Source organism: Acidithiobacillus sp. M4-SHS-6 (assembly GCF_047421495.1).
Classification (GTDB): Bacteria; Pseudomonadota; Gammaproteobacteria; order Acidithiobacillales; family Acidithiobacillaceae; genus Acidithiobacillus.
In genome coordinates, this window is the sequence record NZ_CP175559.1 from 467,005 (window position 1) to 485,145 (window position 18,141).

Consider the following 18,141-nt stretch of genomic DNA (forward strand, 5'->3'; position numbering starts at 1 on the left):
CTTTACACTCGGTCGTACATTAGATGATTATGTACCTCTGGCTGAAAAAGGAAGATTCGATTTGCGCCCCACCATGGTTGCCGGAAACTGGAAGATGAATGGCCTCAGTGCCGATGCCGTCCATCTTACGCAAGCCATTCTCAGCGCCGGGCTGGAACAGATGCGTCCCGAGGTGGTGCTGTTCCCACCTTTCACCCTGCTTCATGCCGTTTCTCAGGAAGCCAAGGGCACGGCATTGCGTTGGGGCGGGCAAAATCTCTTTTGGGAAGCGAGTGGAGCCTATACCGGTGAAATATCGGGGGCAATGCTCAGGGACATGGGCTGCCGCTATGTTTTGGTGGGCCATTCGGAAAGAAGACAGATTTTTGCGGAAAGTGACGATCTGGTTGCCCGCAAGGTGAAGGCAGCACTGACCTCGGGCTTGATACCGGTGGTGTGCGTGGGAGAGAGTGCCGCAGAGCGGGAACAGGGAACGACGGAACAGGTTCTGCAGCGTCAGGTGGAAGCCATATTGCCCCTCTTGAATCGGGAGTCCAGTCAGCCTAATCTGATTCTTGCTTATGAACCCATTTGGGCCATTGGTACTGGGCTGAGCGCCACCCCGGAGCAGGCTCAAGCTGTTCATGCCTTTATCCGTAACCTGATCGCCGGATATTCCAGCCAATTGGCCAAGCGTATCATTTTGTTGTATGGAGGCAGCGTCAAGGGAAACAATGCAGCAGCCCTCTTTAATCAGACAGATATTGACGGTGCTCTGGTTGGTGGAGCATCCCTGGTGGCCGGAGAGTTTATTCAGATTTGTCGTGCTGCCGAGTCGGCAGGGCGAGGAGGATAATTGATGTACACCGTGTTGTTGGTGTTTCAGGTCATTATTTGTGTCGTTCTGGTGGGTCTGGTCCTGATTCAGAAGGGGCAGGGTGCGGACATGGGGGCTGCCTTTGGCGGAGGGGGCTCACAAACCATATTTGGTGCCCAGGGCGCAGGCAACTTTCTGAGCCATACGACTGCAGTAGTGGGGGCGATTTTCTTTCTGAACAGCCTGGGTCTGGCTTATCTTTCCGATCATGCCGCGTCCAGCATGGTTTCCGGGATTGCCTTGCCGAGCAAGGCCCCCGTGACCAGCACCCTGCCGGTGAAACCCGTCAGCTCTGCCTCCAGCACCCAGCCTGCGGCAGCGGCAGCTACGTCGGCTGCCCCAGCCTTGGCAAGCTCTGCTGGGAAGACCGTGCCGGCAACACCGGTTTCTGCTGCAAAATCACCTGAGAAGCCTTGACGTAACCGGCGGGTCATGAGACAGTTTTAAAACTTCGGCCGAAGTGGTGAAATTGGTAGACACACCGTCTTGAGGGGGCGGCGGCGCAAGCTGTACCGGTTCGAATCCGGTCTTCGGCACCAAATTGCAGCCTATAGGGCTGTTTTTTTGTCTCTGGAATATACCAGGACATTGATTTATAAATAAGAAAATTAATTTATAACGGATTTTGGAGTGGCCATTTCAGTTTTAGATCCAGGTCCATATTTTGGGTGGAGGAGTGTTGGGGATGTTGAACCACTATTTACCCGTGCTCATCTTTATTGTGGTGGCACTGGTGGTCGGTGTGGTCCCATTGCTGATGGGGGCCTCGCTCGGACCGCATAAACCGGATAGCGAAAAGCTCTCGCCCTATGAATGCGGCTTTGAGGCTTTTGAAGATGCGCGCGTCAAATTCGATGTGCGTTATTATCTGGTGGCCATCCTCTTCATTCTCTTTGATCTGGAAATTGCCTTTCTGTTCCCTTGGGCGGTGGTTTTTGACCAGATAGGCATGATGGGCTTTCTGGCCATGATGATTTTTCTCGCCATTCTGGTGGTGGGTTTCATCTATGAATGGAAAAAGGGAGCCTTGGAATGGGAATAGAAGGCATCCTCGAAAAAGGTTTTGTGACCACCAGCATAGATACGGTGGTCAACTGGAGTCGTACCGGTTCCTTGTGGCCCATGACTTTTGGACTGGCCTGCTGTGCCGTGGAAATGATGCATGCCGGGGCCGCGCGTTATGATCTGGACCGTTTTGGCATTGTCTTCCGCCCCAGCCCCCGCCAGTCGGACGTCATGATTGTGGCCGGAACCCTGGTCAACAAGATGGCACCGGCCTTGCGCAAGGTCTATGACCAGATGCCGGAACCGCGCTGGGTGGTTTCCATGGGTTCCTGCGCCAATGGTGGAGGTTATTATCACTACTCGTACAGTGTTGTGCGGGGTTGTGATCGCATCGTGCCGGTAGATATTTATGTTCCCGGTTGCCCGCCAACGGCTGAGGCCCTGCTCTACGGCCTGATCCAGTTGCAGAAAAAAATCCGTCGTACCAATACCATAGCCAGGTGAGCCATGACTGACGCACTCGAAAATCTGCGCCAGACACTGAGCGCAAAACTGGGAGATAGCCTGCGCGAGGCTCGTCTGAAGCATGCTGAGCTGACCGTGGAACTGGCCCCGGAAACACTGCACGAGACTTGTCTCTGGCTGCGCGATGATCCTGCCTGCCGTTTTGACATGCTCATTGATGTCTGTGGGGTCGATTACTCCGAATATGGCGACGGTAGTTGGGAAGGAGCTCGCTTTGCCGTGGTGTATCACCTGCTTTCCCTGCCCCATCGGCAGCGCATCCGGCTGCGTGTATTTGCGGATACGGAATGGCCGATGCTGTCTTCCGTGGTGGATATCTGGGCGGCGGCCAACTGGTTTGAAAGGGAGGCCTTCGATCTTTACGGGATTTTGTTCGATGGTCATCCCGACCTGCGGCGGATTCTGACGGATTATGGCTTTGTGGGTCACCCCTTCCGCAAGGATTTTCCGTTGGTGGGCACCGTGGAAATGCGTTACGACGCCGATCAGGGCCGGGTCATCTACGAACCTACCCGCACCGAAGAAAGGGTCGTGGTGCCGCGCATCATCCGCAGTGCAGAGGAGGGGCGCTACCATGCCAGAAATCAATAACTTCACCATGAACTTCGGGCCGCAGCACCCCTCGGCCCATGGGGTACTGCGCCTGGTGCTGGAGTTGGACGGCGAAGTCATCGAGCGCGCCGATCCCCATATTGGTCTGCTCCATCGTGCTACCGAAAAACTGGCGGAAAACAAAACCTATTTGCAGAATTTGCCGTACATGGACCGCCTCGACTACGTATCCATGATGTGTAACGAGCATGCCTACTGTCTGGCGGTGGAAAAACTGCTGGGTCTGGAAGTGCCGAGGCGTGCCCAGTATATCCGTACCCTTTTTGATGAAATCACCCGGGTGCTCAACCACCTGCTCTGGTTGGGCGCTTATGCCCTGGACGTGGGTGCCATGAGTGTTTTTCTGTACTGCTTTCGTGAGCGGGAAGACCTCATGGACGTTTACGAGGCGGTGTCCGGGGCGCGGATGCACGCCGCCTATTATCGTCCTGGAGGGGTTTATCGCGACCTTCCGGCACGGATGCCCCAGTATGTGGCCTCGCCTTATCGGGATGCCAAGCGTCTGGAATCCCTCAATGCCAATCGTCAGGGCTCGCTGCTCGATTTCATCGAGGATTTCACGCGGCGTTTCCCCGGTTATGTGGATGAATACGAAACCCTGTTGACCGACAATCGAATCTGGAAACAAAGAACCGTGGGCATCGGCGTAGTTGATTCGGAAAGAGCCGTGCAGCTGGGGTTTACCGGCCCCATGTTGCGGGCCTCGGGGGTTGCCTGGGATTTGCGGCGGACCCAGCCTTATGCGGCCTATGCGGACCTGGACTTTGATGTTCCCGTGGGCAGTACGGGTGATTGTTATGACCGATATCTGGTGCGGGTCGCCGAAATGCGGCAAAGCAACCGGATTATTGCCCAGTGCGTGGATTGGCTGCGAAAAAATCCGGGTCCGGTGATCAGCGATGACTACAAGGTGGCTGCGCCGCCCCGTGAAGAAATGAAGATCAGCATGGAAGCCCTGATTCATCATTTCAAACTGTTTTCTGAAGGCATGTCTGTGCCTGCCGGCGAAGTCTATACCGCCGTCGAAGCGCCCAAAGGCGAATTTGGCATCTACATGATTTCTGACGGGGCCAACAAACCCTATCGGATGAAAATTCGCGCTCCGGGTTTTTCCCACCTCGCGGCCATGGATGAAATGGCCAGGGGCCACATGATTGCAGATGTGGTGGCGATACTGTCCACCATGGATATTGTTTTCGGCGAGATTGACAGGTAAATCATGTTATCGGAAAAATCCCTGGAAGCCATTGCCTTGGAGCGCAGCAAGTACCCGCCCGAAGAATCCCGCTCGGCGCTGCTGGCCGCATTGCGGATTGCCCAGGAAGAGCAGGGCTATCTGCGTGATGAGCTCATTACCTATGTGGCCAAGCTGCTGGACTTGCCGCCCATTCAGGCCTATGAGGTGGCAACTTTCTATAGCATGTATGACCTCAAGCCCGTGGGCCGCCACAAGTTCTGTGTGTGTGGCAGTGTGTCCTGCTTTCTCAATGGTTCCGACCAGATCATTCGTCATCTCAGTGAAAGACTGGGTATTGGTCTGGGAGAAACGACGGCTGACGGTTTGTTTACCCTCCAGGAAGTGGAATGTCTGGGTGCCTGCAAGGATGCACCCATGATGCAATTGGGTGATCGTTACTACGAAAATCTCACGCCGGAAAGTCTGGATGCCCTGATTGCCGAATTGCGGGGAGGATCTGCAGATGTACGTTAATGGCGTGACTCTGAAGAATCGTGGTGTGCCGGATTCCCATCGGCTGGCCGTATATGCCGGAACCGGTGGCTATGAAGCCTTGCGCAAGGTGCTCCAGGAGCCCATGGCCCCCGAACAGATCATTGCCGAGATGAAAAAATCCGCCCTGCGCGGACGGGGTGGTGCCGGTTTCCCCACCGGGCTGAAATGGAGTTTCATGCCCAAGGGGGTCAGTGGTACCAAATACCTGCTCTGTAATGCCGACGAAGGCGAGCCCGGGACCTGCAAGGATCGGGACATCATGCGCTATGAACCACATCGTCTGATCGAAGGCATGATTATCGGTGCCTACGCCATGGGCGCTACGGCCGGTTATATTTTCATCCGTGGGGAGTTCATCGAGCCCATCCATATCGTGGAAGGCGCTCTGGCCGAAGCCTATGCTGCCGGATATCTGGGCAAGCATATCCTTGGTACGGATTTTTCCTTTGACCTTCATGTGTATCGCGGTGCCGGCGCCTATATTTGCGGTGAAGAAACGGCGCTGATGGAAGCCCTGGAGGGCAAGAAGGGCCAGCCTCGCTTCAAGCCGCCCTTTCCGGCCAGTTATGGGCTCTATGGCCGTCCCACCACCATCAATAATGTCGAAACCTTTGCCTCGGTGCCGGACATCATCACCAAAGGTGGGGAGTGGTTTCTGAACCTGGGTAAGCCCAATAACGGCGGGACCAAGATTTTTTCGGTCACCGGACTGGTACAAAAGCCCGGAAATTATGAAGTGCCCATGGGACTGCCTTTCCGGGAGTTGCTGGAGATGGCCGGTGGGCTGCGTCCGGGCCGGCAGTTGAAAGCCGTCATCCCCGGTGGAACCAGTACAGCGATGGTGGCCGGAGAGGTGATGATGGACGTGACCATGGATTATGACTCCCTTTCCAAGGCGGGTTCCGCTTTGGGCGCAGGCTCGGTCATCGTCATGGATGACAGTGTCTGCATGGTGCGTACCGTAGAACGCATTGCCCGCTTTTACATGCATGAATCCTGCGGTCAGTGTACACCCTGTCGGGAAGGCATGGGCTGGTTGTGGCGGGTGATGCACCGCCTGGAAAACGGCCAGGGCCGGGAAGATGACCTGCAATTATTGCTGGATGTGGGATCGCGCATTGAAGGGCGCACCATCTGCGCCTTGGCGGATGGCGGTGTCGCACCCGTGGTGAGTTCCATCAAACTGTTTCGCGAGGAATATGAATACCACATTGCACACAAGCGCTGCATGATCCGTATGGGGGACCACTGATGCCGCATATTGAAATAGACGGACAGGCCATCGAGGTGGCAGCAGGCACCACCATCATGGAGGCGGCAGCGTCTCTGGGAATCTATATTCCCTTTTTCTGCTATCACCCCAAGCTCTCGGTCGCCGCCAATTGCCGCATGTGTCTGGTGGATGTGGAAAAAGCTCCCAAACCCTTGCCTGCTTGCGCCACCCCGGTGGCCGACGGGATGAAAATCGCCACGGCCTCGCGCAAGGCCAAAATGGCCCAGCAGGGTGTTCTGGAGTTTTTGCTGATCAATCACCCTCTCGACTGCCCCATTTGTGATCAGGGTGGCGAGTGTCCCCTGCAAGACATCACCATGGGTTTTGCCAATCCCCATAGTCATTATCAGGAAGAAAAACGGGTGGTCGAAGACAAGGACATCGGTCCCCTGATTACTACCGAAATGACGCGCTGTATCCAATGCACCCGTTGTGTGCGCTTTGGCCAGGAGATTGGTGGTATCAAGGAGCTGGGCGCCACCGGGCGCGGCGAACACATGACCATTGGGACCTATGTGGCCAAGGCTGTGCAATCCGAGCTTTCCGGTAACATGATTGACTTGTGCCCGGTAGGGGCACTCACCAGTAAACCGTTCCGCTACAAGGCGCGTTCCTGGGAATTGAAGCATACTCCGGGAATTTGTCCCCATTGTTCCACCGGGTGCAACACCGACGTTCAAAGTCTGGGCAAGGAAGTCCTGCGGGTATTGCCGCGCAGTAATGAATTCATCAACGAACAGTGGATTTGCGACAAGGGGCGCTATGCCTATACCGGATTGAATGCCCGCGATCGGGTGACAAAGCCTTTGCTGCGCAACTCTGATGGCGAGTGGATGGAAGTTTCCTGGGTGGAAGCCTTGGAAGCGGCCCTGGCCGGACTGGAAAAGATGCTGGCCCGTCACGGGGCGGACAAACTGGCGGGACTGATTTCAGGGCAGTCCAGCAATGAAGAGCTTTTCCTCTTTCAGGCTCTGCTGCGGGGGTTGGGCAGTCCCCATCTGGACCATCGTCTGCGCCAGCAGGATTTCCGGGCGGATCCGGCCATGCCGCTGTATCCCGCCCTGAACATGACGCTGGAAGAATTGGAAAGAGAGCCGTTGATTCTGCTCTGTCACGGTTTCACCCGACATCAGCAGCCATTGACCAACCATCGTTTGCGCAAGGCGGTGTTGAATGGCGGAAAAGTGGTGAGCATCGACAGCATTCAGCAGGATTTCAACTTTCCGGTCACGCAACTGGTGGCCGAGGCGGGTGAAGAACGCGGCTTGTATCAGCAACTGGCGGGACATTTGGCCCATCTCCATGAAGCGCCTCAGAGCGATGCTCTGGCGATTCTGGCCCAGGATCTGGCTGCAGCGGATAACCCACTGATTCTGATTGGCAGTGCCTTGTTGCATCACCCCCAGGCCGCCGATTTGCTGGCCCAGGTGGAAAGTATTGCCGAGTTGGCCGGTGGCCGCATTGGCTGGTTGGCCGAGGAGGCCAATAGCGCTGGTGCCTGGCTGAGCGGTTGTGTGCCCCAACGTGGCGCCGGAGGTCATCTCCTGGCCGCGGCAGGATTGCCCGCGGATGCGTATTGGGACGCCGATATGCAGGGCTTTATCCTGTTCGGAGTAGAACCCGGTGTGGATAGTATGCGTGGCGCAGAGGCCGTTCAACGCCTGGCAAAAGCCGAGTTTGTACTGAGCATCAGCCATTTTGCCCATGAGGCTCGGCAGTATGCCGACGTGATTCTGCCCATGGCTGCTTTTGCCGAAGGTTCGGGTTCTTATGTGAATAATGAAGGGCGTCTGCAGTCTTTCCGTGCGGCGGTGAAGCTGCCCGATGAAGCACGACCTGGCTGGAAAATTCTGCGGGTATTGGGAGATAGTCTGAAACTGCCCGATTTTCAGTACAACGAGCTCAGCGAAGTCAGCGCCGCCTGGCTACATGCGGTGGGCGACTATGGCATGGACATTCCACCTTTCCAGGCCTTCCCGCCCCTCAATGCCGCACAAGTCCACTCCACAGGTCCATTATTGCGCCTGGGTGATTGGCCTATCTATCAGGGAGATCCTTTGGTACGTCGCGCAGCACCCCTGGCCTATCCTCCCCGTGCCAAAATGCATCCGCAACAGGCCAGTCAGTCGGGCATCCAGGGGGAAGTGGTGGAAATCAGTACGGCATCGGGGAAGGTGATCCTGGCTCTGGAGCTGGATGCCCATATTCCCATGGGCTGTATCTGGATTCCCATGGGCTATCCCGAAACGGCTGTACTGGGTGCGGCTTATGCTCCCTGCTCAGTGGCCATGGCGGCACTGCCTGAGCGGCTGACGGAAAGCCTGAGAGTCTCATGATGCAGGACTTTTATCATTCCGGCTGGTGGGCAGTGCTCTGGTCTATCATCAAAATCGTCATTGTGGTCGTTCCCTTGCTGCTGGGTGTTGCCTATCTGACCCTGGCGGAGCGCAAGGTCATAGGATACATGCAGGTACGCCTGGGGCCGAATCGCGTCGGCTTCCGGGGCTCATTGCAGCCCATTGCCGATGCCCTGAAGTTGATGTTCAAGGAAGTCATTGTTCCCACCAATGCCAATCGCTTTCTGTTTCTGGCAGCGCCGGTGCTGGCCTTTGTTCCGGCTTTATTGGTATGGGCAGCGGTGCCCTTTGGTCCGGATGTGGCCATTTCCAATATGAATGCCGGATTACTGTATGTGCTGGCCATTGCCGGGTTGGGGGTGTACGGCATTATTGTGGCGGGCTGGGCTTCCAATTCCAAATATGCCTTTTTGGGCGCCATGCGCGCGGCCGCACAATTGGTCGCCTATGAAATTGCCATGGGCTTTGCCCTGGTCGGGGTATTGATGCTGGCCCAGACCCTGAATCTCAGCAAAATTGTCGAAGCACAGGCAGGCGGGGGCTTCTGGTCCTGGTACTGGTTGCCGCTTTTTCCATTTTTCCTGGTGTATTTCATTTCCGGTGTGGCGGAAACCAACCGTGCGCCTTTTGACGTGGCGGAAGGCGAATCGGAAATTGTCGCCGGTTTTCATGTGGAATATTCAGGCATGGCTTTCGCCTTGTTTTTCCTGGCGGAATACGCCAACATGATTTTTGTTTCCCTGTTGACTACGGTGCTGTTTCTGGGCGGCTGGTATGCCCCCATCAACACGCCGATATTGACCTGGATACCAGGCCTGGTCTGGTTGCTGCTTAAAACCGCCTTTCTGCTCTATGTGTTTTTGTGGATACGGGCAACCTTCCCCCGTTACCGCTATGACCAGATCATGCGCCTGGGCTGGAAAGTGTTCATTCCGGTGACCATTGCCTGGATCGTGGTGGTGGGTATTGCCCTGGAAACACCCATGCGTGCCCTTCTGCGCTGAGGAGAACAAGATGCACATTCGTCCGAAGCAGTGGTTCAAGACTTTTTTCCTGACCGAAATGCTGCGCGGTATGCAGTTGACTGGCCGATATTTTTTTGCACCCAAAATCACTGTGCAGTATCCCGAAGAACAGACGCCCCAGTCCCCTCGCTTTCGCGGTTTGCATGCCCTGCGCCGTTATGAAAATGGTGAGGAACGCTGTATTGCCTGCAAATTATGTGAAGCCGTCTGTCCGGCCATGGCCATCACTATCGAGAGTGAACAGCGCAGTGACGGCACGCGGCGCACTACCCGCTATGATATTGACCTCAGCAAATGTATTTTTTGCGGCCTTTGCGAGGAGTCCTGTCCGGTGGATTCCATTGTCGAAAGTCGGGTGCTGTCCTATCACGGCGAAATGCGGGGCGACCTGATTTATACCAAGGAAATGCTCCTGGCTAACGGCGATCGTCTGGAAGCGGAGTTGGCAGCGGATCGCGAAGCAGACCGCGCGTATCGTTGACAGGATAACCAGAACATGTTGATAACCACCATCCTTTTTTACTTTTTTTCAGCCATCTTGCTGGGCTCGGCAACTGCCGTGATTACCGTAAGAAACCCGGTGTATGCCTCGCTGTTTCTGGTCCTGGCTTTTTTTAACGCCGCCGCCCTGTTCATTTTGCTGGGTGCGGAGTTTCTGGGCTTGGTATTGATTCTGGTGTATGTGGGTGCGGTCATGGTGCTTTTCCTTTTTGTGGTGATGATGCTGGATATCAATCTGGCCCGCCTCAAGGAAGGTTTCCTGAGTTATCTGCCTTTGGGTCTGGCCATTGCCATTCTCGGCGTGCTGGAACTGGCGGTGGTGTTCTGGACATCCCCGCTGGGGCATGTTCCTGCGCCGGCACCCATTCCTGCCAATGCCGACAATACCCGTGCCCTGGGTGAACTCCTTTATACCCACTATTTATATCCTTTCGAGATTGCCGCGGTGATTTTGCTGGTAGCCATCATTGCCGCCATTGCCCTGACCTTACGGCGTCGCCAGGACACCAAAACCCAGAATATCGACGCGCAAATGGCGGTGCGCGCCAAGGATCGCCTCCGTTTGGTCAATTTGCGGGAGCCTGAACAATGATGGGGGGACAACCAACCCTGGCCGCCTATCTGATTCTCGGCGCCATCCTGTTTTCCATCGGGGTGGTGGGTATTTTCCTGAACCGCAAGAACGTGATTATTTTGTTGATGGCCATAGAGTTGTTGTTGCTGGCCGTGAATATCAATCTGGTCGCCTTTTCCCGGTATCTGGGTAATCTCGAAGGACAGGTGTTTGTATTTTTCATCCTGACCGTAGCGGCTGCCGAGGCGGCCATTGGTCTGGCCATTCTGGTGGTTTACTTCCGCAACCGCCGCAGTATCAACGTTGAAGATATTGATGAGTTGAGAGGCTGATATGTGGGTTTTTGACTGGTTGCATGTCTTTCCGCCTCTCGTGATGTATCTGATCATTCCCTTGGCACCCTTGGCTGGTTCACTGGTGGCGGGTTTCGCTGGCTGGAAATTGCAGGAACAAGCCCACTGGGCGCCATTGGCAGGAGTGGCCATTGCTTTTTATCTGGCCATGGCGGTGCTTTTCCAGACAGTCCATGGCGTGGATTTTTACGGCAATGTGTACACTTGGGCGGTCATGGGGCATCTCCAGGTGCCCATCGGTTTTGATGTGGACAGTCTGACGGCCCTGATGCTGGTGGTGGTAACTTTTGTCTCTCTCTGTGTGCATCTTTACACCATCGGCTATATGCACGGTGACCCCGGATACGCCCGCTTTTTCAGTTATATTTCCCTCTTCACGTTCAGCATGATCATGCTGGTCATGAGCAACAATTTCCTGCAGCTGTTTTTCGGCTGGGAAGCGGTGGGCCTGGTCTCCTATCTGCTCATCGGGTTCTGGTTTCAGCGCGAAAGCGCCAACGTGGCTGCGCTCAAGGCCTTCATTGTCAATCGGGTGGGCGATTTTGGTTTTCTGATTGGCATCGCGGCGGTGTACCATTATTGTGGCAGTCTCGATTACCGCACCGTATTTGCCATGGTTCCCCACCTGGTCGGCCAGACGGTGGAAATCATTCCCGGGCATCCCTGGAATGTCTTGACCTGGATTGCCCTGCTGCTCTTCATTGGTGCCATGGGCAAATCCGCACAGGTGCCCCTCCATGTCTGGTTGCCGGAATCCATGGAGGGTCCGACCCCCATTTCGGCCCTGATTCACGCGGCGACCATGGTGACCGCCGGCATTTTCATGGTGGCCCGGATGTCGCCCATTTATGAACAGTCGGCCACGGCTTTAACCGTCATACTGCTGATTGGCTCCATCACCGCCCTGTTCATGGGGCTGATCGGCCTGGTGCAGAATGACATAAAGCGCATCATTGCCTATTCGACCCTGTCGCAACTGGGTTACATGACTGCCGCCCTGGGCGCTTCCGCCTTTTCGGCGGCTATTTTTCACTTGATGACCCATGCCTTTTTCAAGGCCTTGCTCTTCCTCGCGGCGGGTTCGGTGATCCACGCCATGGCCAACGAGCAGGACATCCGCAAAATGGGCGGTTTGCGCAAGGCCATGCCCATCACCTACATCACTTTTCTGATTGGGGGCCTCGCCCTGTCAGGTATTCCGCCATTTGCCGGCTTTTTCAGCAAGGACCTGATCATTGAAGCCGTGGGCCTGTCTACCTTGCCCGGAGCAGGCTGGGCCGAATTCATGCTGGTGGTCGGGGCCTTTGTCACTGCCCTGTATACGTTCCGGATGTTTTTCATGGTATTCCATGGCAAACCCCGCATGGATCCCTACACCCGTGATCATCTGCACGAGTCTCCCTGGGTGATCACGGTGCCGCTGATTGCCCTGGCCATTCCGGCGGTCTATGCCGGTTGGGCATACATCGGTCCCGTGGGTCTGGGACATTTCCTCGATTCCTCCCTGGTCATTGCTCCCCAGTTCAATACCATCGGCGAAATCGCGGCCCATTGGCAGGGGGCCGGGGTGTTTCTCGTCCGCGGTCTGGAAGCCTGGCCGTTCTGGTTGGCCATCGCCGGCATTGTTTGTGCCGCCTACTTTTATCTCTGGCGAAGCGGTTTGCCCGAAGCCCTCAGTCGGATACTCAGCCCGGCAATCTGGTTACTGCAGAGCAAATATGGGTTTGATGCTTTCAATGATACGGTGCTGATGCGGGGGGTTATCCAGTTTGGACGGCTGTTCTGGCATGTCGGCGACGAAAGGCTCATTGATGGCCTGATGGTGAATGGTACCGCCTTTGGCATTGGCAAACTGGCTCTGTCCTGGCGGAGAGTGCAAACGGGGTACATTTATCATTACGCTTTCGTCATGATTATCGGGTTGATTTTGCTCATGACATATTTTGTGGTCTGGAAGGGGTAAGGCAGGATGAATGCTCAGCTCCTCAGCTATTCTATCTGGGTGCCCATCGTCGGGGGCTTGCTGGTCCTCGCCGTCGGTGACCGCCGTGCGACACTGGCGCGCTGGCTGGCCCTGTTGGTGTCCTTGCTTGCCTTTGCCATCACCATCCCGCTCTTTACCGGCTTTGATACCCACACGGCGGCCATGCAGTTCAGCGAGAGAGTTGCCTGGATACCCTCCTTGAATATCTACTACCACTTGGGTGTGGATGGTATTTCCCTATGGTTTGTGTTGCTCACCAGTTTTCTGACCGTGCTGGTGGTGATCAGCTCCTGGCGCAATGTCCAGACCCGGGTGGCCCAGTTCATGGCCGCCTTCCTGATCATGGAAGGCATGATGATCGGTGTGTTCTGCGCCCTCGACGCCATTCTCTTTTATGTGTTCTGGGAAGCCATGTTGATTCCGATGTTTCTGATCATCGGGGTCTGGGGTGGGCCCCGTCGGGTGTATGCCACCATCAAGTTTTTTCTGTATACCTTTCTGGGCTCGGTGTTGATGCTGGTGGCGCTGCTTTACCTGTATTTTCACAGTGGCGACAGTTTTGATCTCCTGGTCTATCAGCACACCCCCCTGGGGATGACCGCCCAGATCCTCATTTTCATCGCTTTTTTTGTCGCCTTTGCGGTAAAAATTCCCATGTGGCCGGTACACACCTGGTTACCCGATGCCCATGTCGAGGCGCCAACTGCCGGATCGGTGGTACTGGCGGCCATCATGCTGAAAATGGGCGCTTATGGTTTTTTGCGTCTGAGCCTGCCCATTGTTCCCGATGCCAGTCACAAACTGGCTTGGCTGATGATCCTGCTGTCCCTGATTGCCATCATTTATGTGGCACTGGTGGCCATCGTCCAGGAAGACATGAAAAAACTGGTGGCCTATTCCTCCATTGCCCACATGGGATTCGTGACCCTGGGATTTTTTGTATTTGATAGCGTGGCCATAGAAGGCAGCATCATTCAGATGCTTTCCCATGGCTTTATCAGTGCCGCCATGTTTCTGTGTATTGGCGTGCTCTATGACCGGATGCATACCCGCAACATCAAGGCCTATGGTGGGGTGGCCAACGTCATGCCGATTTTTGCCTCACTCATGATGCTCTTTGCCATGGCTAATGTCGGTCTGCCAGGCACCTCCGGCTTTGTGGGTGAATTCATGGTGGTACTCGGGACCTATCAGGTCCATCCCTGGGCTGCCATCCTCGCGGCAACGGGGCTGATCACTGGGGCTAGCTATACCCTGTGGTTATTCAAGCGGGCTATTTTCGGCGGCATCGTTCATCCGGAAGTGGCCACCCTGAAAGATCTGGATCTGCGGGAAATGCTGGTGTTGGGCACCCTGGCAGCTTTCACCCTGCTGCTGGGCGTGTGGCCGGCACCTTTCCTTGGTATCGTACATAGTTCGGTACAGCATCTGGTGGCCCAGGTCGCTGTTTCGAAGATTCCGGCGTAGAAGGACTCTGCCTATGAATACTTTTCTGCTGCATTGGACTTTCGCCATACCGGAAATCTGGGTATTGATCATGGCCTGTGTCGTATTGCTGGCTGATTTGTATCTGGGCGAGCGCCTGCGGGATGTTGCCCCGGTGTTGACGGTGCTGACACTGCTGGGCGCAGCGGTCCTGACCTTTTTTGAAATAGGGCAAAGCGGTACGGCCTTTGCCGGACAACTGATTCTGGATCCCTTTACCAATGTGGCCGAACTGTTCAGTTATCTGGCGGTGCTGATGGTCGTCCTGTATTCCCGGCGCTACCTGATGGACCGCCGCATCTATCGGGGCGAAATCTATGTGTTGCTGCTCTTCGCTCTGCTCGGGGTCATGGTGATGGTATCAGGAGGCAGTCTGCTGACCATTTATCTGGGACTGGAATTGCTGGCGCTGAGTCAATATGCCCTGGTGGCTTTCCATCGCGACAGCCTGAGTGCGACCGAAGCGGGACTGAAATATTTCGTTCTCGGGGCACTGGCTTCGGGTCTGCTCCTCTATGGTATGTCGCTGCTCTATGGCCTGACCGGAACCCTGGATGTTCGGCATATTGCCGCAGCCCTGGTCAATGTCACCAGCAGCAATCTCATTCTGGTGTTTGCCTTGGTATTTATTGTGGCGGGAATTGCTTTCAAACTGGGGGCGGCTCCTTTCCACATGTGGCTGCCGGACGTCTATCAGGGGGCGCCCACCCTGGTGACCACCTTTCTGGCTTCGGCACCCAAAATCGGGGCCTTCGCCCTGATCGTCCGGCTGCTGATAGACGGCGGTTACGGCATGCTGGAATCCTGGCAGCAGATATTCATCGCCCTGACCCTGGTATCCCTGGTCGTGGGTAACCTCATTGCCATCGCCCAGCAGAATCTCAAAAGAATGCTGGCCTATTCAACGGTGGGCCATGTGGGCTTTCTGTCCCTGGGTATCGTCGCTGGAACGGCAGCAGGTTTTGCCAGTGCCTTTTTCTATATCATTGTCTATGTGCTGATGTCCCTGGCGGGTTTCGGGATGATTCTGCTCCTGACCCGGGCGGGCTTTGAAGCCGAGCGTATTAACGATTTCAAGGGGCTGGCCCAGCGCAAGCCCTGGTATGCCTTTTTGATGCTGATCATCATGTTCTCCATGGCCGGCGTGCCGCCCACGGTGGGTTTTTATGCCAAGCTTGCCGTATTCCAGGCCGTCATTGCGGCGGGTTATGTCTGGCTGGCGGTGATTGGCGTGTTGTTGGCGGTGATCGGTGCCTTCTATTATTTGCGGGTGGTGAAAGTCATGTATTTTGACGCCCCCGATCTAGAAAGTCCGCCGATCGTGCGGGATGACCTGGCAAGTGCTACCCTGAGTATTAACAGTCTGGCCTTGCTGGTTCTGGGGATTGCGCCTGGACCCTTGATGGCCTTCTGTTTTTACGCCATGCAGGGAGTGATTTGATGGACATGCAACAGTGGGCACTGGCCTATATTCTACTGGCTTTTGTGGCGGCGAATTTGCCCTGGCTCAGCCAACGCCTGTTTTTTGTGCGTAAGATGGCGGAGGGTAAGGCCTTGCAGTGGTATCTGCTGGAATGGCTGGTGATGTACTTCATTGTCGGACTGATCGGTATGGGTATTGAGCAAAGTCTGGATGGCAGCCTGCACGATCAGGGTTGGGAATTCTATGTGGTCGCTCTGTGCATGTTCGCCGTTTTTGCCATTCCGGGTTTTATCTGGCGCTTCAATGTGCTGCCCATGCTGCGGAGATCTTGACCGGGACTCCCGTAATCGGTACATTTGCGGGCTGCAGGCGCGTAGCTCAGGGGGAGAGCGCTACCTTGACACGGTAGAGGTCGGCGGTTCGAAACCGCCCGTGCCTACCAAATCCCGCACCAGAGGGAAGAATCTCTCTGGTGCTTTTTCTTTGGAGAGGGCATATGCCAGACATTCAGTTGCCAGATGGTAGTCATCGTCAGTTTCCCGAGCCCATTACCGGCCTGGAACTGGCGCGAACTATCGGCAGCGGCTTGGCCAAGGCAGCAGTGGCCATGCGCGTCGATGGTGCGCTCAAGGATCTCTCCACCATCCTGGATCAGGACGTGGCAGTCGCCATTATCACCAAGGACAGTCCCGAAGGCCTGGAAGTCATTCGCCATTCCACCGCCCACCTGATGGCCCAGGCGGTGCAGTCCTTGTTTCCGGGTGTGCAGATCACCATCGGCCCGGTCATCGAAAACGGGTTTTATTACGATTTTGCTGCTGAGCGCAGCTTTACCCAGGAAGATCTCGCCGCCATCGAGAAACGGATGCGAGAGTTGGTGAAGCAGAATCTTGCCGTGCAGCGTGAACTAGTATCCCGGGATGCGGCTATTACGCTCTTTGAAAAGATGGGCGAAGACTACAAGGTGCAGATTATCCGGGATATTCCCGCCACGGAAACACTGAGTCTGTACCGTCAGGGTGATTTTGTGGATCTCTGTCGGGGACCTCATGTGCCCTTTACTGGCAGCCTCGGCGCTTTCAAGCTGCAGCGGGTGGCCGGTGCTTACTGGCGGGGAGATTCCCGCAATCCCATGCTGCAACGCATTTATGGTACGGCCTGGGGTAGTCAGAAAGATCTGGACGCGTATTTGCAGCAGCTGGCCGAGGCCGAAAAGCGCGATCATCGGCGGATTGGCACGGAACTGGATTTGTTTTCCATTCAGGAAGATGCAGGCGGTGGGTTGGTCTTCTGGCATCCCATGGGGGCGCGGATTCGCCGGGCCATCGAGGATTTCTGGCGCAGTGCGCATGTGGAGGGCGGGTATGAATTGCTCTTCACCCCCCATATTGCCCATGAGCAGCTCTGGCATACCTCCGGGCACAAGGATTTTTACGCGGAATCCATGTTTGATCCCATGCAGGACGAAGGTCAGCCCTATCAACTCAAGCCCATGAATTGTCCGTTTCACATCCTGATCTACAAGGACAAGCTGCGCTCCTATCGAGATCTTCCCCTGCGCTGGGCTGAGCTGGGTACGGTCTATCGGCATGAAATGTCCGGCGCTCTCCATGGCTTGATGCGGGTGCGTGGCTTCACCCAGGATGATGCCCATGTATTCTGCCGTCCCGATCAGATCGAGGCGGAAATTGGCGAAGTGCTGACGCTGGTACAGAAAATTCTCGGCACCTTTGGTTTTGATCGCTATGAAATCAATCTGTCGACCCGGCCGGACCACTCGGTGGGCAGTGACGCCATCTGGGAGACGGCCACCCACGCCCTGCGCGTGGCCCTGGAACGTGCCGGTCTGGAATATCAGATGGATGAAGGCGGTGGCGCTTTTTATGGTCCCAAGATCGATCTGAAAATTCAGGATGCCATTGGCCGCAAGTGGCAATGCAGTACCATTCAGCTGGATTTCAATCTGCCCGAACGCTTTGGCATGGAATATGTCGCTGAAGATGGTACGCGCCAGGTGCCCATCATGATCCATCGTGCCATATTGGGCTCCGTGGAGCGTTTTTTCGGCATACTCATTGAACATTACGAAGGCAAATTCCCCTTGTGGCTGGCACCCGTGCAGGTAGCCGTGCTGCCCATCAGCGAACATTTTGTCGCCTACGCCGAATCGGTCAGTGCAGCATTGGCGAAACTCGGTCTGCGTGTCGAAACGGACTTGAGAAACGAGAAGATAGGTTATAAGATACGCGCCCACACCCTGCGCCGGGTGCCCTATATGCTGGTCGTCGGAGAACGCGAGCAGGAAGCGGGAACCGTGGCGCTCAGGGATCGGAACGGTCAGGACTTGGGTTCCCATAGCGTTGCTGCGCTGGGTGCCGCTCTGCAGAAAATGGTTCAGGAGCGGCAAAATACCCTGGAGTGGCAAGGTTAGCGAGG

The 18,141-nt window shown here is 55.7% G+C and carries 18 protein-coding genes and 2 tRNA genes; all 20 read left to right on the top strand.

The window, feature by feature from the left end:
* Nucleotides 1-61: 61 nt before the first annotated feature.
* The 20 genes from tpiA to thrS all read left to right on the top strand — a co-directional run bounded on the left by tpiA (nucleotide 62) and on the right by thrS (nucleotide 18,136).
* Nucleotides 62-835: a triose-phosphate isomerase gene (gene tpiA / locus ACJU26_RS02315; RefSeq protein WP_414040954.1), complete on the top strand. Its 774-nt coding sequence runs from the start codon at nucleotides 62-64 to the stop codon at nucleotides 833-835.
* 3 nt (nucleotides 836-838) lie between these two features.
* Nucleotides 839-1,273, top strand: a complete 435-nt coding sequence (gene secG, locus ACJU26_RS02320; RefSeq protein ID WP_414040955.1) for a preprotein translocase subunit SecG — start codon at nucleotides 839-841, stop codon at nucleotides 1,271-1,273.
* Between the two features lie 37 nt (nucleotides 1,274-1,310).
* Nucleotides 1,311-1,395, top strand: a tRNA-Leu gene (locus ACJU26_RS02325).
* A 146-nt stretch (nucleotides 1,396-1,541) separates the two neighbouring features.
* Nucleotides 1,542-1,898, top strand: coding sequence for an NADH-quinone oxidoreductase subunit A (locus ACJU26_RS02330; RefSeq protein WP_024893593.1), 357 nt, complete (start codon nucleotides 1,542-1,544; stop codon nucleotides 1,896-1,898).
* On the top strand, nucleotides 1,889-2,365 hold the full coding sequence (locus ACJU26_RS02335; protein WP_414040956.1) for a NuoB/complex I 20 kDa subunit family protein: 477 nt from the start codon (nucleotides 1,889-1,891) through the stop codon (nucleotides 2,363-2,365). The genes ACJU26_RS02330 and ACJU26_RS02335 overlap by 10 nt, the downstream gene beginning before the upstream one ends.
* A gap of 3 nt (nucleotides 2,366-2,368) precedes the next feature.
* Complete coding sequence (locus tag ACJU26_RS02340; RefSeq protein WP_414040957.1) at nucleotides 2,369-2,977, top strand: NADH-quinone oxidoreductase subunit C; 609 nt, start codon at nucleotides 2,369-2,371, stop codon at nucleotides 2,975-2,977.
* Nucleotides 2,961-4,214, top strand: coding sequence for an NADH-quinone oxidoreductase subunit D (locus tag ACJU26_RS02345; protein WP_414040958.1), 1,254 nt, complete (start codon nucleotides 2,961-2,963; stop codon nucleotides 4,212-4,214). The genes ACJU26_RS02340 and ACJU26_RS02345 overlap by 17 nt, the downstream gene beginning before the upstream one ends.
* 3 nt (nucleotides 4,215-4,217) lie before the next feature.
* Nucleotides 4,218-4,709 (top strand): NADH-quinone oxidoreductase subunit NuoE, encoded by a 492-nt coding sequence (gene nuoE, locus ACJU26_RS02350; protein WP_414040959.1) that lies wholly within the window; start codon nucleotides 4,218-4,220, stop codon nucleotides 4,707-4,709.
* Nucleotides 4,699-5,982, top strand: coding sequence for an NADH-quinone oxidoreductase subunit NuoF (gene nuoF / locus ACJU26_RS02355; protein WP_414040960.1), 1,284 nt, complete (start codon nucleotides 4,699-4,701; stop codon nucleotides 5,980-5,982). The genes nuoE and nuoF overlap by 11 nt, the downstream gene beginning before the upstream one ends.
* Nucleotides 5,982-8,339 carry an NADH-quinone oxidoreductase subunit NuoG gene (gene nuoG / locus ACJU26_RS02360; protein ID WP_414040961.1) on the top strand — a complete coding sequence of 786 codons (2,358 nt, stop codon included), beginning with the start codon at nucleotides 5,982-5,984 and terminating at the stop codon, nucleotides 8,337-8,339. The genes nuoF and nuoG overlap by 1 nt, the downstream gene beginning before the upstream one ends.
* Nucleotides 8,339-9,364, top strand: coding sequence for an NADH-quinone oxidoreductase subunit NuoH (nuoH, locus tag ACJU26_RS02365; protein ID WP_414041909.1), 1,026 nt, complete (start codon nucleotides 8,339-8,341; stop codon nucleotides 9,362-9,364). The genes nuoG and nuoH overlap by 1 nt, the downstream gene beginning before the upstream one ends.
* Before the next feature lie 10 nt (nucleotides 9,365-9,374).
* Nucleotides 9,375-9,866 (top strand): NADH-quinone oxidoreductase subunit NuoI, encoded by a 492-nt coding sequence (gene nuoI, locus ACJU26_RS02370; protein ID WP_414040962.1) that lies wholly within the window; start codon nucleotides 9,375-9,377, stop codon nucleotides 9,864-9,866.
* A 15-nt stretch (nucleotides 9,867-9,881) separates the two neighbouring features.
* Nucleotides 9,882-10,478 (top strand): NADH-quinone oxidoreductase subunit J, encoded by a 597-nt coding sequence (locus ACJU26_RS02375; RefSeq protein ID WP_414040963.1) that lies wholly within the window; start codon nucleotides 9,882-9,884, stop codon nucleotides 10,476-10,478.
* Nucleotides 10,478-10,792, top strand: coding sequence for an NADH-quinone oxidoreductase subunit NuoK (gene nuoK, locus ACJU26_RS02380; protein ID WP_010641712.1), 315 nt, complete (start codon nucleotides 10,478-10,480; stop codon nucleotides 10,790-10,792). The genes ACJU26_RS02375 and nuoK overlap by 1 nt, the downstream gene beginning before the upstream one ends.
* A 1-nt stretch (nucleotide 10,793) precedes the next feature.
* Nucleotides 10,794-12,776, top strand: coding sequence for an NADH-quinone oxidoreductase subunit L (nuoL, locus tag ACJU26_RS02385; protein ID WP_414040964.1), 1,983 nt, complete (start codon nucleotides 10,794-10,796; stop codon nucleotides 12,774-12,776).
* Between the two features lie 6 nt (nucleotides 12,777-12,782).
* A complete protein-coding gene (locus tag ACJU26_RS02390) occupies nucleotides 12,783-14,264 on the top strand; it encodes an NADH-quinone oxidoreductase subunit M (protein ID WP_414040965.1) in 1,482 nt (493 codons plus the stop codon).
* 13 nt (nucleotides 14,265-14,277) lie between these two features.
* On the top strand, nucleotides 14,278-15,723 hold the full coding sequence (gene nuoN, locus ACJU26_RS02395) for an NADH-quinone oxidoreductase subunit NuoN (RefSeq protein ID WP_414040966.1): 1,446 nt from the start codon (nucleotides 14,278-14,280) through the stop codon (nucleotides 15,721-15,723).
* Nucleotides 15,723-16,037, top strand: coding sequence for a DUF2818 family protein (locus ACJU26_RS02400; protein WP_414040967.1), 315 nt, complete (start codon nucleotides 15,723-15,725; stop codon nucleotides 16,035-16,037). Before nuoN ends, ACJU26_RS02400 begins: the two co-directional genes overlap by 1 nt.
* Before the next feature lie 35 nt (nucleotides 16,038-16,072).
* Nucleotides 16,073-16,147: transfer RNA gene (locus ACJU26_RS02405), tRNA-Val, on the top strand.
* Between the two features lie 54 nt (nucleotides 16,148-16,201).
* Nucleotides 16,202-18,136 (top strand): threonine--tRNA ligase, encoded by a 1,935-nt coding sequence (gene thrS / locus ACJU26_RS02410; RefSeq protein WP_414040968.1) that lies wholly within the window; start codon nucleotides 16,202-16,204, stop codon nucleotides 18,134-18,136.
* The last annotated feature ends 5 nt before the right edge of the window (nucleotides 18,137-18,141 follow it).

Bases quoted from the DNA above. Each gene is read 5' to 3' on its own strand.
- secG (WP_414040955.1), top strand. From the start codon at position 839: ATGTACACCGTGTTGTTGGTGTTTCAGGTCATTATTTGTGTCGTTCTG.
- ACJU26_RS02330 (WP_024893593.1), top strand. From the start codon at position 1,542: ATGTTGAACCACTATTTACCCGTGCTCATCTTTATTGTGGTGGCACTG.
- ACJU26_RS02335 (WP_414040956.1), top strand. From the start codon at position 1,889: ATGGGAATAGAAGGCATCCTCGAAAAAGGTTTTGTGACCACCAGCATA.
- ACJU26_RS02340 (WP_414040957.1), top strand. From the start codon at position 2,369: ATGACTGACGCACTCGAAAATCTGCGCCAGACACTGAGCGCAAAACTG.
- ACJU26_RS02345 (WP_414040958.1), top strand. From the start codon at position 2,961: ATGCCAGAAATCAATAACTTCACCATGAACTTCGGGCCGCAGCACCCC.
- nuoE (WP_414040959.1), top strand. From the start codon at position 4,218: ATGTTATCGGAAAAATCCCTGGAAGCCATTGCCTTGGAGCGCAGCAAG.
- nuoF (WP_414040960.1), top strand. From the start codon at position 4,699: ATGTACGTTAATGGCGTGACTCTGAAGAATCGTGGTGTGCCGGATTCC.
- nuoG (WP_414040961.1), top strand. From the start codon at position 5,982: ATGCCGCATATTGAAATAGACGGACAGGCCATCGAGGTGGCAGCAGGC.
- nuoH (WP_414041909.1), top strand. From the start codon at position 8,339: ATGCAGGACTTTTATCATTCCGGCTGGTGGGCAGTGCTCTGGTCTATC.
- nuoI (WP_414040962.1), top strand. From the start codon at position 9,375: ATGCACATTCGTCCGAAGCAGTGGTTCAAGACTTTTTTCCTGACCGAA.
- ACJU26_RS02375 (WP_414040963.1), top strand. From the start codon at position 9,882: ATGTTGATAACCACCATCCTTTTTTACTTTTTTTCAGCCATCTTGCTG.
- nuoK (WP_010641712.1), top strand. From the start codon at position 10,478: ATGGGGGGACAACCAACCCTGGCCGCCTATCTGATTCTCGGCGCCATC.
- nuoL (WP_414040964.1), top strand. From the start codon at position 10,794: ATGTGGGTTTTTGACTGGTTGCATGTCTTTCCGCCTCTCGTGATGTAT.
- ACJU26_RS02390 (WP_414040965.1), top strand. From the start codon at position 12,783: ATGAATGCTCAGCTCCTCAGCTATTCTATCTGGGTGCCCATCGTCGGG.
- nuoN (WP_414040966.1), top strand. From the start codon at position 14,278: ATGAATACTTTTCTGCTGCATTGGACTTTCGCCATACCGGAAATCTGG.
- ACJU26_RS02400 (WP_414040967.1), top strand. From the start codon at position 15,723: ATGGACATGCAACAGTGGGCACTGGCCTATATTCTACTGGCTTTTGTG.
- thrS (WP_414040968.1), top strand. From the start codon at position 16,202: ATGCCAGACATTCAGTTGCCAGATGGTAGTCATCGTCAGTTTCCCGAG.